16 protein-coding genes are annotated in these 16,342 nt (G+C 42.4%); 6 read left to right on the top strand and 10 right to left on the bottom strand.

Going from position 1 to position 16,342, the window contains the following annotated elements; genetic code table 11:
• Window positions 1-125 precede the first annotated feature (125 nt).
• The gene (locus tag LDK34_RS02075; protein ID WP_236941382.1) at window positions 126-524 is read left to right on the top strand and encodes a hypothetical protein; all 399 of its coding nucleotides are present in this window, start codon (window positions 126-128) and stop codon (window positions 522-524) included.
• A 158-nt stretch (window positions 525-682) separates the two neighbouring features.
• Here the strand turns inward: LDK34_RS02075 and LDK34_RS02070 are convergent, their stop codons facing one another.
• The 3 genes from LDK34_RS02070 to LDK34_RS02060 all read right to left on the bottom strand — a co-directional run bounded on the left by LDK34_RS02070 (window position 683) and on the right by LDK34_RS02060 (window position 3,509).
• Window positions 683-940, bottom strand: a complete 258-nt coding sequence (locus LDK34_RS02070) for a hypothetical protein (protein ID WP_236941381.1) — start codon at window positions 938-940, stop codon at window positions 683-685.
• Between the two features lie 103 nt (window positions 941-1,043).
• Entirely contained in the window at window positions 1,044-2,186 is a 1,143-nt protein-coding gene (locus tag LDK34_RS02065; RefSeq protein ID WP_236941380.1) for a glycerate kinase family protein, read from the bottom strand.
• A 12-nt stretch (window positions 2,187-2,198) separates the two neighbouring features.
• Window positions 2,199-3,509, bottom strand: coding sequence for a GntP family permease (locus LDK34_RS02060; protein WP_236941379.1), 1,311 nt, complete (start codon window positions 3,507-3,509; stop codon window positions 2,199-2,201).
• A gap of 193 nt (window positions 3,510-3,702) precedes the next feature.
• Between LDK34_RS02060 and LDK34_RS02055 the strand changes: the two genes are divergently transcribed.
• Both LDK34_RS02055 and LDK34_RS02050 read left to right on the top strand, forming a co-directional pair.
• On the top strand, window positions 3,703-4,743 hold the full coding sequence (locus tag LDK34_RS02055; RefSeq protein WP_236941378.1) for a CdaR family transcriptional regulator: 1,041 nt from the start codon (window positions 3,703-3,705) through the stop codon (window positions 4,741-4,743).
• A 160-nt stretch (window positions 4,744-4,903) separates the two neighbouring features.
• Window positions 4,904-5,665: an IclR family transcriptional regulator gene (locus LDK34_RS02050; RefSeq protein WP_161003922.1), complete on the top strand. Its 762-nt coding sequence runs from the start codon at window positions 4,904-4,906 to the stop codon at window positions 5,663-5,665.
• A gap of 81 nt (window positions 5,666-5,746) precedes the next feature.
• On the opposite strand, the gene LDK34_RS02045 is transcribed toward LDK34_RS02050, so the two are convergent.
• A complete protein-coding gene (locus tag LDK34_RS02045; RefSeq protein ID WP_236941377.1) occupies window positions 5,747-7,138 on the bottom strand; it encodes a PTS galactitol transporter subunit IIC in 1,392 nt (463 codons plus the stop codon).
• 505 nt (window positions 7,139-7,643) lie between these two features.
• On the opposite strand from LDK34_RS02045, the gene kduD reads away from it, so the two are divergent.
• From kduD to LDK34_RS02030, 3 genes are read left to right on the top strand one after another with little or no spacing between them, the layout of a single operon-like run.
• Window positions 7,644-8,456, top strand: a complete 813-nt coding sequence (gene kduD, locus LDK34_RS02040; RefSeq protein ID WP_250161403.1) for a 2-dehydro-3-deoxy-D-gluconate 5-dehydrogenase KduD — start codon at window positions 7,644-7,646, stop codon at window positions 8,454-8,456.
• Window positions 8,457-8,494: 38 nt separating this feature from the next.
• On the top strand, window positions 8,495-9,469 hold the full coding sequence (locus tag LDK34_RS02035; protein WP_236941376.1) for a sugar kinase: 975 nt from the start codon (window positions 8,495-8,497) through the stop codon (window positions 9,467-9,469).
• Window positions 9,466-10,128 (top strand): bifunctional 2-keto-4-hydroxyglutarate aldolase/2-keto-3-deoxy-6-phosphogluconate aldolase, encoded by a 663-nt coding sequence (locus LDK34_RS02030; protein ID WP_017260720.1) that lies wholly within the window; start codon window positions 9,466-9,468, stop codon window positions 10,126-10,128. Before LDK34_RS02035 ends, LDK34_RS02030 begins: the two co-directional genes overlap by 4 nt.
• 228 nt (window positions 10,129-10,356) lie before the next feature.
• Here LDK34_RS02030 and LDK34_RS02025 read toward each other — a convergent pair whose 3' ends face one another.
• The 6 genes from LDK34_RS02025 to LDK34_RS02000 all read right to left on the bottom strand — a co-directional run bounded on the left by LDK34_RS02025 (window position 10,357) and on the right by LDK34_RS02000 (window position 16,309).
• On the bottom strand, window positions 10,357-11,316 hold the full coding sequence (locus LDK34_RS02025) for a substrate-binding domain-containing protein (RefSeq protein WP_161003918.1): 960 nt from the start codon (window positions 11,314-11,316) through the stop codon (window positions 10,357-10,359).
• 12 nt (window positions 11,317-11,328) lie between these two features.
• Complete coding sequence (locus tag LDK34_RS02020) at window positions 11,329-12,300, bottom strand: ABC transporter permease subunit (RefSeq protein ID WP_017260718.1); 972 nt, start codon at window positions 12,298-12,300, stop codon at window positions 11,329-11,331.
• Window positions 12,300-13,784 (bottom strand): sugar ABC transporter ATP-binding protein, encoded by a 1,485-nt coding sequence (locus tag LDK34_RS02015; protein ID WP_236941375.1) that lies wholly within the window; start codon window positions 13,782-13,784, stop codon window positions 12,300-12,302. The genes LDK34_RS02020 and LDK34_RS02015 overlap by 1 nt, the downstream gene beginning before the upstream one ends.
• 17 nt (window positions 13,785-13,801) lie before the next feature.
• Window positions 13,802-14,197, bottom strand: a complete 396-nt coding sequence (gene rbsD, locus LDK34_RS02010) for a D-ribose pyranase (RefSeq protein WP_236941374.1) — start codon at window positions 14,195-14,197, stop codon at window positions 13,802-13,804.
• Between the two features lie 251 nt (window positions 14,198-14,448).
• A complete protein-coding gene (gene rbsR / locus LDK34_RS02005) occupies window positions 14,449-15,456 on the bottom strand; it encodes a ribose utilization transcriptional repressor RbsR (protein ID WP_236941373.1) in 1,008 nt (335 codons plus the stop codon).
• A 232-nt stretch (window positions 15,457-15,688) separates the two neighbouring features.
• Window positions 15,689-16,309 (bottom strand): orotidine 5'-phosphate decarboxylase / HUMPS family protein, encoded by a 621-nt coding sequence (locus LDK34_RS02000; protein ID WP_236941372.1) that lies wholly within the window; start codon window positions 16,307-16,309, stop codon window positions 15,689-15,691.
• Window positions 16,310-16,342: the final 33 nt, after the last annotated feature.

The following is a 16,342-nucleotide window of genomic DNA, read 5'->3' as shown; positions in this document are numbered from 1 at the left end:
AGTAAACATTTATTTACTTTGAAATATAACTATAACCTTCTTATATCACTTCTAATCTATTTGTTGCATAACTGAACCATCGTCGATAAAATTAAGTCAGGAAAACGAATGGCGGTGTGGTTTCAATGGCATATCATAGCTTCGATTTTTATGAGAAACGCAAGGACGATCCTAAGTGGCATACAGCTTATCTACAGGCTAAACAGGAACACGACTTAGAAGTTCAGCGACGTAATGCTCAAATAATCAGTGATTCTCGGCAACGTCAAGCACTCGCTGCGCAGCGTGAGGTTAATGCGGAACAACAACATATCCAGTCACAAAAGATGCAAGAGCAACAGTGTAAACTTCAAAAGCGTGCTTACCGAAGAAGTAGATATAGTCGTACCTGGGATCGACTGCTAACAGTCATTGGCTTTGTCGTAGTATTTTATATTGGTTGGAAAGCTTACTATTATTTCACAGGAATAGATTTAATTGAACAAATGAAGCTAATCATCATTCAGTTCTTTAGCAACCTATAAATATACAAATAAAACGTCACGGTACGGTAGAATCTTAAAAAATTGAGATTCTACCGTACCGTGACGTTTTTTTCTGTAACAGCTTAACTCATCAAAAGTGCTTATATTAAATGCATCCAAATAGAGAGATTTTTCAAACAAAATAGAAATTCTAGTCATCAATTCAAAACTATCAGCAGTACAATGCATACAGCTGTTAGGAGACCTCCGACCATCACAAACGCCGCCTTGCCGTATCGTTTGAAGCCAGCCTTTTTAAACAGAAAACTCAAAAAAGCAATCCAGGGGCCTGCATCAGTGCTATCTGCGACGCTAGCATAATCGGTCAAAGTATGCGAATTTATTTTAAAACCAGCAATAATAAGTAACACGCCAAAAACTAAAAAAATTGAAATAGCTAGATTTTGAAGGAACATTTGAATCAACTCCTGTCGTCCATAAAAAATTACTCAAATCTCAAGTACTCGCGTAATCACAAAGAATGGATTTATCTAACAGGAATTATATCTTATTTTCCGCTTATTTACGTGCACGCCTAATCAACCGCGCCACATTCTCCGCAGTACTAGTCAAGTTATCCTTCGCATGTGCAACCGCAGTCGGCAAATCCTCAACCCCAGGCAGAATCCCCATCACAACGTCAATCCCGAGGTCATACAGCTGATCAATGCCCTTGCCCACGTTACCAGCTAAAGCGATCACCGTCACATGGTCGCTCACGCTATGAGCGGCTTGAGCCGTTCCCATCGGTGTCTTGCCATATTGGGTCTGGAAGTCGATGCCACCTTCGCCGGTGAAGACAAAATCAGCGTCTTTGGCGCGTTCTTTCAACTTAGTCATTTGAACGACAATCTCAACGCCCTTTTCCATCTTGGCGTTTGTGAATGCCAACAATCCGGCACCCAATCCACCAGCGGCTCCGGCGCCCGGATAGTCAGCCAAGTCGACGCCAAGTGCACTCTTCAATACATCAGCGTAATGCGCCAAATTTGCATCCAACTGTTTAACCATCTCAGGTGTAGCACCCTTCTGAGGGCCAAACACAGCGGCGGAACCAGTTTCACCAACCAATGGATTCGTAACATCCGAAGCAATGCGAATGTGCGCGTTCTTAAGCAATGGATTCATGCCGCTGACATCAATAGTCGCCAAGTCAGCTAAACCACCGCCACCACGTTTAACTGGCGAGCCAGAAGCATCCAAGAACTTGGCGCCCAACGCTTCTGCCATCCCCGCACCACCATCTGTGGTCGCACTACCGCCGATACCGATGATAATTTCAGTTGCGCCACGTTGCAGCGCGTCCGCAATCAGCTGACCGGTGCCGTAAGTCGTGGTAATCAGTGGGTTCTTTGTTTCGTCGTTAACAAACTGAATACCGCTGGCGGCTGCCATTTCAATCACAGCTGTTTGGCCATCGCCCAAGATGCCATACTCAGCAGGAACGGTCTCTTGCAGTGGATTCAGAACGTCAATCGTCCTGAACGTGCCATGCGTTGCATCGACCAGCGATTGGACAGTGCCCTCGCCGCCATCGGCCATGGGCACGTTTTCGTAGTCGGCATCTGGGAAAATCCGTTTGATACCGGTCTCGATTGCATCTGCTGCTTCCTTGGCAGTGAGGCTTCCTTTAAATGAGTCTGGTGCAATCACAAATTTCATTTTGTTGTCCTCCTAGAGTAAGAACCCATACATAATCGTGCCGACAATGGTCATCGTCAGACCAACGGCTGTTTCATACGGAACGGACTTCATCCGCGCTTTCAGATCCATATTCATCGCGTTGGCGGTGACGTGGAAGTAGTTCCCCTGTGGCAGGTGGTCAATCACCGTCGCACCAGTATGAACCATCACAGCGGCTGCCAGTGGTGCGGTCCCAAAGGCTAGAATGGCTTTGCCAAACGAACCAGTCGCGAGAATGACACCGGTTGAGGTCGAAGCCGTTGCGGCAGCCATCAGAATTCCGGCGATTGGTGCCAAGAATGTGCCAGAGATACCAGAAATCTTGATCAAATGAACAATCACGGCTGGCAGAGTCGAGGCGGTAATCAAACCACCAATAGCTCCGGCACCAATCAGGATAAGCACAACATCCGTCATTCGATCCATGCCTGACTTAGTGTAGGCGAGAATCTGCCGACCTTGATGCATGGCAAACATCCCCAGCACCCCGGCCAACGGTAAAATGTACATCGCGTCAACCTGGAACTTCTGCAAGACAGCAATGTGCAAAATGCTACCGATTGGATTGATCAGTAACAAGATGACGGCCACAAGTGGCGCAACGATGGCAGACCGAAACGATGGCAAATTATCTGGATCAGGCATCGCACCTGTGTCTTGATTTGCTTCGACATCCGCCATGCTGGCAATGTCACCATGATTCTTCAAGACTGTTGCTAGTAATACAGCCATCGCAAGACCAAACAAAGCTGGCACAAAGTCTGCAACCATCACAGAACTCAGTTGCAAATGGAAGCCACGCGCGGCCGCAATCGTGTTCGGATTTGGCGAAATGATATTGCCGGCCTTCCCACCACCAGACAGAGCAACCAGCAACGCCAGTTTGGAAATCTTCATGCGGCTACCGACTTCAAGGGCGATCGGCGCCACAATCAACACAGCTACCGGGATAAAGACACCGACCGCTGTGATAATCATCGTTGATAAGGCGAGCGAGAATATCGCCAGTCCCTCACCAAGTTTGTTCACAATCGTCTTGGCAATCGTGTTAGCAGCGCCAGATTCCATCATGACACCAGCCAATACGCCAGCAGCCAACACGCGCACCACCGTCCCCATCACACTTTGGGTTCCGGCGACCACAATATTCACCGTTTGGACCAAGTTGGCACCCCCGATAATGGCACCGACAATCGTCCCCAATAATAACGAGTACACTGGGTTGAGTTTACGTAAAATCAAAATAATGGCTAAAGCTAACCCAACCAGCGCACCAATCCAACTCACCGTTACGTTTACCACAGTACATCCCTCCAAATAGATTACTAACTTTACGGTATACTTTACGTTAAAGCGGTTACATAAAATAGTATCAAACTGCCAAAAATGTTGTGTGAATTTGGTCACTTTGCATATTCATTCACAATACTTAGATGTCTTAAGATAACTATAGGGAACTAACGCTAATCAAACGCTGTTAATCGGGGTGATTTAAATGAAGCTTGAACCAACTCTTGCTCAGTCAATCGTAGATAAGATGATGAAACAGATTCCTTACAATATCAATATGATGGACGAAACCGGCACCATTATTGCCAGTGGTGATAAAAAGCGGATTGGATCACTCCATCGCGGCGCCGTCGAAGCAATTAGCTCAGGCCAATCTTTGCCAATGGCCGAATCATATGGCGAACACGGTCAACCTGGCGTCAATTCACCCGTTGTGTTTGACCACCAAATTATTGGCGTCATCGGAATTACCGGCGATCCAGAGAAAGTTACACCATTGGCATCTTTATTGAGCACTGCAACGGAACTGTTGATTTCCCAAGCGCAAACGGACGCCATTCGTCAGGAACACACCTCCCGTCTAAATCGTTTCCTACATCAGTGGATTCAAACAAAAACCATCATTTCTAAAAGTTCGTCCCTGTACTTGGAAGCTGAACAATTGGGCATCCAGGTTGAACAACCAAGAGTGGCCCTAGCCCTACACGCCACACACCTGCCGCAAATCCCCATGGATACTGCGGATTATCTGCTTCAGTTGAGTGACAACACCAGCCTCGTTTTAACTGCCTACGACACAACGATTAAACGGTTAACTAGTTTTGCCAAGGACAACCACATTGCCATTGGGATCGGCACCAAAACGAACCTTATTAAAACGACGGTCAATCAAGCGCTGCAAGTCATTGATATTCAAACAAAACTAGCCGATCCGAGCCTAATTTCGTTTGAACAGGTTCAGTTTATCAGCGCAATCGCCAACAGTAAACTGATTATCCCAGATACTCTTGAACGGTTGCGCAATGCCACCATTGATGGTGATCAGGACGAACTGTTCAAAACACTGGATGCATTTATCGATGCTAACGGCAATTTAGTACACGCCGCCACTAACCTACACATTCATCGCAACACGCTTAGCTACCAGCTGAATAAGATTCATGAAGAAACGGGATTGAATCCACGGAACTTTAAGGATCTTGTGGAACTTTATATTGGCAGTTTGCTGATTAAGCTTAATAGTTAGAAACCTTTTTAGTTAAACTTCCACAAATAGTATTTTTGTTAATTTAGATTCAATTAGAAAAACTTAAGATTCAGTCTACTTACCTCGTGACGTCTCGATAAAAATGGCTTACAATTCTAGAGTTATCATTTCTAAATAAGAAACGGAAAGGCTGAATTCAATGTCTGAATCTACTAATAAACTCTACGGTACTGTACTCATTCGTGCCAAAGAAATTCTCGATTACTTATTGAACTCTGAAACCGCTCCTACGCTTAAGGAAATAAGCGATGGGATTGGCATGACAAAACCAACAACGTTAAAGATTTTAACTACACTGGAAGCACTAAAATTTGTGACACGAGATGAAAATACTAAAGCCTACTTTTTAGATGTATCATTGCTTGCCTATGGTGAAAAGGCATCTGAAGAATTCGATATTCGATCAATTGTGACGCCAACGTTATCTCGCCTTCGCGATAGTACAGGCGAAACGATTAATTTAGGTATCGTCAATGACAATGAGATTGTGCTTCTAGACAAATTTGAAAGTCCACAAAGCATCTTTTTAAAATCTAGAATTGGTGGTCGAATGAATATGTATTCATCTTCGATGGGAAAAGCCATCTTGTCAGCCTATTCAGATACAGAAATGGCTGATTATCTTGATCACACCGATCTAAAAAAAGTCACACCGAACACTATCACAACCTCTGATGCATTAATTGCCGATTTACAGACTACTAAAGGACGTGGCTATTCTGTTGACGATGAAGAAAATGAAGTTGATATCTTCTGCGTCGGCTTTGTTATTACTAAATATCAAAAAATTTATGGTGCCTTCAGTATCACGGCTCCAAAATTTCGCATGGGCTCTGAAAAGCGAAAAAAGATAGTTCAACTCGCTAAGGCAGCTCAAAAAGAAATAATAGATAAAATATAAAATGCACCGAATATGAAAAAGACCAGACCTCCTTCTATTTTGAAGGCGATTTGGTCTTTTTTGTATAGATTCAAAAATCAATTAATTGGTTGAACTTTCCGAATTTGTAATCTTACTATCTTTTTTGCTAGAAACGCCCTGTTCATCGACAATCTTGCGACGGTTATAAATCATCAATAACACAGCACAGATAGCTAAGATACCAGCACCAATACCGGCTAGATTATTCGTGAAGAAATAAGTAATCCATGCCAAGGGACTTGCTGCAAAGTCGATACTTGCAACTGAAGTTGTCCCTACTGGAATCAAATTCTTTTGGACTAGTTTTACAGCCGCAGTAAAAATAGCTGCTAAACTCGTGGCCAAAAGAACACCTACAACTAATGAAATCAAACCGGTTAGAAAAGTTCGTAACACATTGCCATGAGTGTAAGGAAGTACAAGTGGAAATAGGTAAATCAAGCCAGACAAACTGGCCAGGGGTAGAAATTCATTTCCAGGAATAATGATCGACAAGAATAAGATCATTGGTACAAGGAGTAATGACACCACTAAAGTTGTTGGATGTCCAATCACTAACGCAGGCGTCATCCCGATGTTAAATGAACGACCCTTGAAATGTTTAGAAATAAGCTCCTGCGATCGTTTTGAAATTGGACTTAGTCCTTCAATAAACAATGAAGTGATTCGCGGAATCAATACCATAACGGCACTTAGGATAATTCCCAACTGCAAAGTTTTTGCAACTGGATATCGTGCTAGAAACCCCAATAAAATGCCAATAACTACACCCAGGAAAATAGGATCCCCCATGATACCGAACCTTTTTTTCATTTTGTCGGCATCTAAATCAACCTTATTCAATCCGGGAATATGTTCTACAATCCAATCCGTCACAATAGCAAATGGAATGAATGAAACACAAAACGCTTGTGGAATCGAGATACCCTCAAGATCTTTACCATAAAATGATTCAACAGCTTTTTGAGATCGGTCCGCCCCGACCAAGGTAACAATAAATACGAAGATAGCAGCAAAAATTCCCCACCAGAAACTCTTTGTTGCAATGGACACAATCGATCCAATAAATGCAAAGTGCCAATAGTTCCAAAGATCGATATTAAGTGTCTTGGTAGTCTTAGTCAGCAACATTAACACGTTGATGCCCAGTCCCAACGGAATGATAATGGCACCAACTTTTGTACCAAATGCTACTGCAGAAGCCGCTGGCCATCCAATATCCAACGTGTGTAAATGTAGATGATATAACTTGACCATCTGATTAACAGCGGGCCCAAGATTAGTCGCCAATAATTGCGTAATCACGTTTAAGCCAACAAACCCAACACCAACAGATAGTCCGGCCTTGAGTGACTTTCCAAGGCCCATTCCGAGTAGCAACCCAAAAATAAGAAATATGATTGGCATCATAACACTAGCCCCAAGGGACATGATGTAATTAATAACTTGCATTGTAATTAAGTCCTTTCGTTTCTTTAATAAAAGTGCGAAATTTTGGGATTTCTTATAAAGAAATGCTAGTTCTTAAAACGAAATTACAATCATAGTATAGAAGGTCACACGTTCCTTTTGCAAGCCTTTTCAAAAATTATAAGCACTATTTCGTTGATTACTTGACTTGCTGTCTAAGCAGCCAATCTACTATGCCTCGCAACAGTGTATAGTAGATTTCCCGTCTACTTTTAAAATAGAGAATTGACTAATTTGCACACCTTATATGCATCTTAAAAGCGCGAGTATACGGCGATTTACGCAATTCTATCAGTGATTTCCCACTTGGCTCGAACTATATTTGTAACATTATGCTGACTTTAAAAATGCTGTAAAACGTGAAAAAATACGGTTTGTTAAAAATAACTATTGCAATATTTTCAAAATCGCATTATTGTGATTGTGGGATTTCTAAATAGAAAACACTATTTCTTATAAGGAAATATTAAAATGGAGGATTTTAAACATGACACAATCACAAAATGAAATTGACGAGATCACGGCAGCACTCAATAAATTTAAAATGGATTGGTTTAGCTTAAGCGGAAAAGTAGCACTCATCACAGGCGGAAATACCGGCTTGGGACAGGGTTACGCAGTTGCATTGGCAGAGGCTGGAGCAGACATTTTTATTGCCACCCACGGCACAGATGGATGGGATGCAACTCGTGACCTTATTGAAAAACGCGGTCATAAGGTTGAATTTTTAGATACAGATCTTACACAGCCTGGCATTGCCGACAAAGTTGTTGAAAAAGTCATCAACACATTTGGCCATTTAGATATCTTAATCAATAACGCTGGCATGATTAAGCGAAATCCTATTTTAGAATCCAAGGACAAGGACTGGGACAAGGTCATTTCAATCAATCTTTCTGCCGTTTACCACTTATCTTTAGCCGCTTCGAAGGTTTTTGCTAAACAGAAATCAGGAAAAATTATTAACATTGGCTCCATGCTATCCTTCCAAGGAGGAAAGTTTATTCCTTCGTACACTGCAGCTAAACATGGTGTTGCCGGACTAACTAAGGCTTTTGCCAGCGAAATGGCCGCTTATAATGTTCAAGTTAATGCAATTGCCCCTGGGTATATTAAGACTGCAAATGCACCCATTCGTGCCGATGAAAAACGTAACGCAGAGATTCTTGGTCGTATTGCCGCTGGTCATTGGGGCGAACCTTTCGAATTAATGGGGATTGCCGTTTATCTTTCCAGTGACGCTGCAAATTACATCAATGGTGCAGTAATTCCAGTAGATGGTGGTTACTTAGTTCGTTAGAAATAAATATTTCAATCTTTTGCTGGAGTGATTTGATAATGAGTGAATTTCTTACAATTGGAGAGCCAATGGTCGTTTTAGCATCCCAGGATATCAATCAAGAGCTAGCGGACGTTAGTCATTTCAATCGCTTTTTGGCCGGAGCCGAATTAAATGTTGCCACCGGTGTTCGACGTTTAGGACACTCCACCAGTTTTGTTTCGGCAATTGGCAATGACCCTTTTGGTCAATACATCCTTGATGCCATTCGTTTATCAGGAATTGACACAACACACATTAAAATAAATTCTAAACTATGGACTGGATTCTACTTAAAACAGCGCGTTAGCCATGGCGACCCAGAAACATACTATTTCAGAAAAAATTCAGCCGCCGCCAACTATGACAAAGAGAACTTAGCACATGTTGATTTAACTGATACCAGAATCACACATATCAGTGGCATATTTGCAGCTCTATCACCGCAATCATTAGCCGCAACTAAGGAATTAATCGCTAAAGTCGAAAATGAGAACTGTGTCATAACGTTCGATCCCAATCTTCGCCCTTCCCTGTGGCAATCAGAGAACACTATGATAGCTACGACTAATGAATTAGCAAAACATGGAACAGTTGTTATGCCAGGCATCCATGAAGGACAAATACTAATGGGATCAGACGACCCAGTGGACATCGCTAATTTTTACCTAAATCAGAGTTCAATTACGCAAACGGTCGTTGTTAAACTTGGTCCTGATGGAGCATTCGTCAAAGAAAGAAACAGACCTGCATACACCGTTGCCGGATTTCACGTAAACAGTGTTATTGATACAGTTGGTGCAGGTGATGGCTTTGCAGTGGGCATCATTTCAGCGCTATTAGAGGGCAAAGAAATTAAAGAGGCTGTGAAACGAGCATGTGCAATAGGTGCATTAGCAGTGGAATCGCGTGGAGATAACGATGGGTATCCGACGAGAAATGAATTAAAGAGATTCTATGAAAAGAATAATAGACAAGTGGGAGAAAAAATATGAAGCGTGAAAAACTACTAAAGAAACTGACAGAGGTAGGTGTTGTTTCGGTCGTTCGCGCTGAAACCGCAGAAAAAGCAGTTAAAATTGCAGACGCAGTCATTGCCGGTGGTGTTCGAGGAATAGAACTAACTTACACTGTCCCTCATGCAGATACAGTAATCGGTAAACTAGTTGAAAAGCATGGTGTCGATGCTCTTATTGGTGCTGGAACAGTGCTTGATGCAACCTCGGCTCGGCTCGCTATTATAGCAGGCGCTCAGTTTATAGTCAGTCCAACATTTGATACTGACGTAGCAAAAATGTGCAACCTATATCAAATTCCGTACGTGCCAGGCATATTCACACCAACCGAAGCGCAAACAGCCTTGCAGTATGGATCAGAGGTTGTCAAACTATTTCCTGGTGCATTAGCCACACCAATGGCAATTTCCGAATTCAAAGGACCGTTTCCGTATCTTAATGTAATGCCTTCTGGAGGTGTTAACACTGATAATTTGAAGGATTGGATTAAAGCGGGGGCTGTTGTTGTTGGGGCGGGTGGAGGCCTTGTTGGCCCAGCAAAAAATGACGACTATGACGCTGTTACTGCAAATGCCGAAGCTTATATGCATGCTTACACTGAAGCAACAAACAACGATAAAAACGCTATAACAGTTTAATACCAGCCATACTCCGTTATGTTTTATGTGATTTATCTCTTCGCAAAGGTTCTTGGGCTTTCTGCCAAGGCCTTTTTAGTTTGTCAAATTGACACCAGATCCCACATCACCGCATCACTAGTTGCTATGAACCTAACGCAAAAAAATAGCATCGATGATTTTAAGAAACAAATCACCGATGCCGTTGAAATGAATTACATCATCTACCCCTTAATGTTATTCATCTGACTATTTATACTTAGACACATTTTCTTTCGTAACCAAGTGAATTGGTGACGTTGTGTGCTTAGGTACTGACTTGCCTTGATAGTGTGCATAGGCAGCCTTGATGGCCAACTGTCCTTCGACTTCTGGTGACTGGGCAATAATACCAGAAATCTTGCCTTGCTTAACCGCGGTTAATCCTTGAGGTTCACCGTCAATGGAAACAACGACTAAATCAGGATTGTTAATGGCTTTAACAGCCCCGAGTGCCATTTCATCATTTTGAGCAAACACACCTTGGATAGATGAGTGAGCCTGCAAAATATTTTCCATAACGGAAAGTCCTTTAGCACGGTCAAAATCTGCACTTTGCTTCGTCACAATCTTCAGATTATTCTTGGCAGCGGTATTGAATCCTTTACCACGTTGAATGGCAGCATCCGCACCAGGCGTTCCTTCAAGTTCAGCAACCTGACCGCCCTTTGGCACTTTGCTCATCATGTACTGAGCAGCCATCTTACCGGCTTTAACGTTATCAGAAGCAACCGTCGTCAGTAATTTCCCACCGTTAGACCCACGATCACAGGCGATAACCGGAATACCAGCGTTGTTTGCATCCTTAACAGCAGGAACAATGGCATCTGAGTCAACAGGGTTAATGATGATAACATCAACCTTCTTCTGAATCAGATCTTCAATGTCGCTGGATTGTTTAGAACTATCATTTTGTGCATCAAACACTTCAGTTTTAGTGCCATTTTGTTTGGCAACACCATTAATCCCGTTACGAACAGAAATGAAGAACGGGTTACTCAATGTTGAGAGTGATACCCCAACCTTCAGCTTGTCCTTTGATTTCTTGGTAGTGTGCGTGCCACCGAATGTTGGCGGTGTTAATGAGACTGCTTTACACCCTGTTAAAATAATTGAACTCAATGCAAACAATGCAACTAGAACAAGTACATATCGTTTACCCTTTTTCATGAGTACCCCTCCCTAGGCTTTGGCCTGCTTACGATCGAGCAGGACAGCGACCAGGATCACGATCCCTTTAACGATCTGTTGATAGAAACTCGAAATTCCAAGTAAATTCATACCGTTGTTTAGGACCCCGATAATTAAGGCACCAATCAACGTTCCGAACATCTTACCTTTACCACCTGCTAGACTCGTTCCACCTAACACAACGGCGGCAATGGCATCCATTTCGTAGGCCACCCCTGCATCAGGCTGAGCAGATGCCAGACGTGACGTTAAGATCATCCCAGCAACCGCAGAAAGAAAACCTGCCAGAGTGTAGATCCAAATGATCATTTTATTGTTCTTAACGCCAGCAACAAAAGCAGCACGAGGGTTACCACCCAAGGCATAAGTCTTACGCCCAAACGTTGTCCGGTGTAACAGAATAAACGCAAGGATGTAGAACAACACCATAATGTAGACAGGGAATGGAATACCGAATAAGTAACCTTGACCAAAAAATTGGAAGCCAAAGTTATTGCTCATCTTGGCACCTGTAATTGGGTTACCTTTAGTAAACACATACGTTGCACCACGGAAAATTGTTTGTGTCGCCAACGTGGCGATAAATGGTGCTGCTTTACCATAAGCAATTAAGACACCGTTCAATGCACCAAAGATACCACCGGTAACCATCCCAATCAGGAAGGCAATAAACGACGGCACGCCCATCAATACTAACTGTGCAGTAAACGCACCACTTAACGCTAGAATCGATCCAACAGATAGGTCAATTCCACCAGTCAGGATAACAAATTCCATCCCAAAGGCAATCAACGCGTTAATGGAGACTTGGCGAAGTAAATTCAATAAGTTCAGTGGATCAAGAAACGAAAAATTCAAAATTGATACAAGCACAATTAGAACAATCAGGGCGACCAGCGGACCAAGTTTCGAATAAAAGTCGCCAAAGCTAAAGTGACGCTTTGTTTCTGTTTGGTTATCCATTAGTTTTCTCCTCCCGTTGCTAATGTCATAACACTCTCTTGGGTCGCGGTAGCAGTTGGCACAACCCCCATTAGCTTTCCTTCGTACAATACGGCAATGTTATCTGAAAAACCGAGTACTTCATCAAGATCACTAGACACCATGATGATGGCAGTTCCACGATCTGTTAGTTCGTTCATCAAATCATAGATTTCACGTTTAGCACCAACATCGACCCCACGAGTTGGCTCATCCAAAATTAGCACTTGCGATCCGGAACCAACCCACTTAGCCAAAACAACTTTCTGTTGGTTACCACCAGACAAACTGCCTGCTTCATCTTCAGCACTATTTGCTTTGACGGTCAGTCGCTTCATCAGCAAGTTAACGAAATCCCTGTCAGCCTTACGATCAATCATGCCGTGTTTGACGAATCCCTCAATGCTTGGCAGATCGATGTTGTCAGCAATACTGTCGTCCAAAATAAGCCCTTCAGATTTGCGATCTTCAGTTAAAAATCCAATATTATCCTTGATGGCATCACTTGGATTTGAAATCTTGACTTGCTTTCCATTTACCGTGATTGTCCCTGAATCAAGTTTGTCAATTCCAAAAATGGCACGCATGACTTCCGTTCGACCTGCACCCATTAATCCAGAAAAGGCGAGGATTTCCCCAGAACGCACGCTGAAACTAATATCCTTAAAGACACCTTCACGGGTTAACTTGTTTGTTTCTAACATGACTTTGCCAAACTTGGGATGACGGTCAGGATAAAAGTCACCCATATCTCGACCAACCATGTCGTGAACGATTTGTTTAACGTTGGTTTCCTTTGTGTTGTACGTGTTAATCGTTAATCCATCACGCATAACAGTCACACGGTCGGAAATTTCAAAAAGCTCTTCCATTCTGTGTGAAATATAAATAATACCTACACCCTGTGCTTTAAGTGACTTAATCACGTCAAACAACTTGCCAATTTCATTTTCTGTCAGGGCAGCCGTAGGTTCGTCCATGATAATGATTTTGGCATCTGTCATTAAAGACTTCGCAATTTCAATCATTTGCTGTTGTCCAACAGATAAATTGCCAATTGGCTGATTTAAGTCTAGTTTCACGTCAAGCTTGGCCAGCGATTTCTGTGCAATCGCTTTCATTTTTGCGTTGTCGATAAAGCCAAACCGCGTCTTAATTTCCTTGTTCAAAAACATGTTGTCTAGAATCGGCATTTCACCAAAATTATTCATTTCTTGATGAATAAAGCTGATACCATGCTGTTCCGCTTCCAACGCGCTAGCAAAATGTGTTTCTTTACCGTCAACTTTGATTGAACCACCGTTAGGCTCCAATAAGCCCGTCAAGATATTCATCATTGTCGACTTGCCTGCACCGTTTTCTCCCATCAACGCATGGACCTCTCCGCCCTTAACGGAAAAGTTAACGTCTTTTAAAACGACGTTAGGCCCAAACGCTTTAGAAATATGTTGCATGTCAATTTCCATCTGTGATTTTGCCTCCCCTAAAAGGTTACGCCACTCTCAAGAATAATATTTGAATACGGCGTCATTTCCCCTGTCCGTACAAATGCATGCGCCTTGCTAAGATCTGCCTTCATCTGATTGTGCGGAATGAATTGAATCTCAACGTCTGGTAATAGTTCTTTAACCGCCGTTAGTTGTTTCGGATTTTGAGTCTTCATTTCTTCTGCCAGAAAAATCCGTTGTACTTGAAGTTCGCTTAAGATGTTTTTCAGCACATCGATAAAACTTGGCAGGTTCTTAGTAACCGCCAAATCAATCTTCTCTGTCCCAGCAGGCACTGGCATTCCTGCATCGCCAACTGCCAGCGTATCAAAATGCCCCATTTGTGCAATAACACGCGATAAGTCTGAATTGATAACTGTTGTTTTCTTCATTTGAAACGTTGAACCACCCTTCGATTAATGTTTGTGAAAAAAATCCAGTAAAACGATTTACGTGTTTCACTCGTATAGGATACCAATTTATGTAAGCGTTTACAACACTTCATACTCAAATTTAAAAATTTTGTTTATACACTAGCAATCTAGACAAAAAAATCTTCCTAAACGATAGGTCATAATCGACCTATACATTTAGAAAGAAGCATTTAATCAAACATAATATCGAACATTTACATTTTGGCAATTCACAATCTTTTAACTGAGTTACGTTCCCTTAAACTAACATCAACCATCTTAAGTTGCGGACTCAATTCTGGCGTGCTCAAGCGACTCATAATCATTTGGCCGGCCCACACGCCCATGTCGTAAATCGGTTGATGAATTGTTGTTAATCGTGGCGTTACATAATCGTCTAAGTCAATGTCATCATATCCGATTACTGAAACATCCTCGGGCACGCTCACGTTTGCTTCCTGCAATCCCCGAATCAGCCCAATGGCCATTTCATCGTTAGTACTAAAGACGGCCGTTACCTTGGATTCGATAATATCAGCAGCGATTTGTCGACCACCCATTTTCGAAAGCACCGTCGGAAAAATCAGCTGTGAGTCAAACGGAATCTTATTTTGCTCAAGTGTATGCCGATAACCTGCCAATCTTAATTTCACATTTTGTGATGGCTGCTCTGGTATCACAACAGCAATTTTTCTGTGTCCAGCATGAATCAAATGAGATGTGGCCAGTTCACCACCGTGCTCATCGTTCACAATTATTTGATCCCCGCCACTTATGGGATCAGCTTGGTCAAATAACAGATATGAAATGTGAATCGGTTGTAATAAGTCCTTAATTCCTTTATTCCCAATCGCCGATCCCGCAATGATGACACCATCAACGCCGCGCTCAATGAATGTCTTTAAATAATACCTTTCCAGGGTCTCATTGTGATCTGCCGACAAAATAATCGGCACACACTCACTCTCATACATTGCACTTTGAATACCCCTCAGAAAAGTACTGAAAAAAGGGTTAACAAGATTAGGCACGATGATACCAACAGTCTTCATTGAGTGGTTAATCATACTTCTTGCATTAAAGTTTGGAACGTAGCCGAGCCTATCTCTCACGGCCATTACACGATCTCTGGTGGCTTTGGGAAATCGTTCTCCTTTACCATTCAATATTTGAGAAACAGCCGTAATTGATAGTTCTGCCGCTTCAGCCACATCTTTGATAGTTACACGTTTACCCACAGTTATCACCAAACTTTCATCACATAGAATGCCTATTAGTAAAACTTTTACCATATCATCATAACAAAAAGTAAGAAGATAACCATGTTTTTTTATTATTTCTATTTAAGCAAACACCTTTATCTAAGCATTGGAAACGTTTACTAAAGCCCGTGAGTTTTCAAACCAAAATAAAAGAGACAACCATTTTGGTTATCTCTTCTCTAGTTCAAATTGCCTCAGCAATAAATTATCACTGTAGGATTTCTCGAAAGGATCTGGCGGCCCCCTCAGCAAACATTGCACTGCTTATTTTCCCACCAACAATAACGATCTCCGCGATACCTTGCTTCCTAAGTCTCTGGGCATTGTCTAAATCAATTCCGCCAGCTACAGCGATATGCTTCACTTTAGGATGTAGTTGATGAAAATTAGCGACCATTTCGGGTGCGTCAATTTTCGTACCAAGATCATTATTGTGATGAACCAAATAAACGGCGTTATCGAAAGTATCAATTTTTGCGACTTGATTCTCAGGAACATCAGTCAAGTCAATCATCATGTGCTGAACCGCATTAGTTTCCTTATAACATAAAGCAATTGTCGCCGGAGACGCTGACCCCATAACCGTCAGATAATCGGCGCCATAATAAAAGCCGGAATGAAATTCATAGGCGCCTTCATCAACAGTCTTAATGTCATACAATACACGACTGTGACGAGCCAACTGTGCAAGTTTGCTGACATCATTAAACCCAAAATCTTTAATCAGCGATGTGCCAAACTCAATGATGTCGGCGACACCATTCAAGCTTCGAACTAGCTGCTCAGTTTCGGTTAACGACTTACGATCAATTGCGACCTGTAATTTCATTCCGACTTCCTCAGAAAGAGATCTTTCAATATT

This window comes from Furfurilactobacillus milii, from assembly GCF_021654115.1.
In the GTDB taxonomy this organism is placed as follows: domain Bacteria; phylum Bacillota; class Bacilli; order Lactobacillales; family Lactobacillaceae; genus Furfurilactobacillus; species Furfurilactobacillus milii.
Note: the sequence above shows the minus strand (reverse complement) of the source record. Positions and strands in the feature narration are given on the sequence as shown.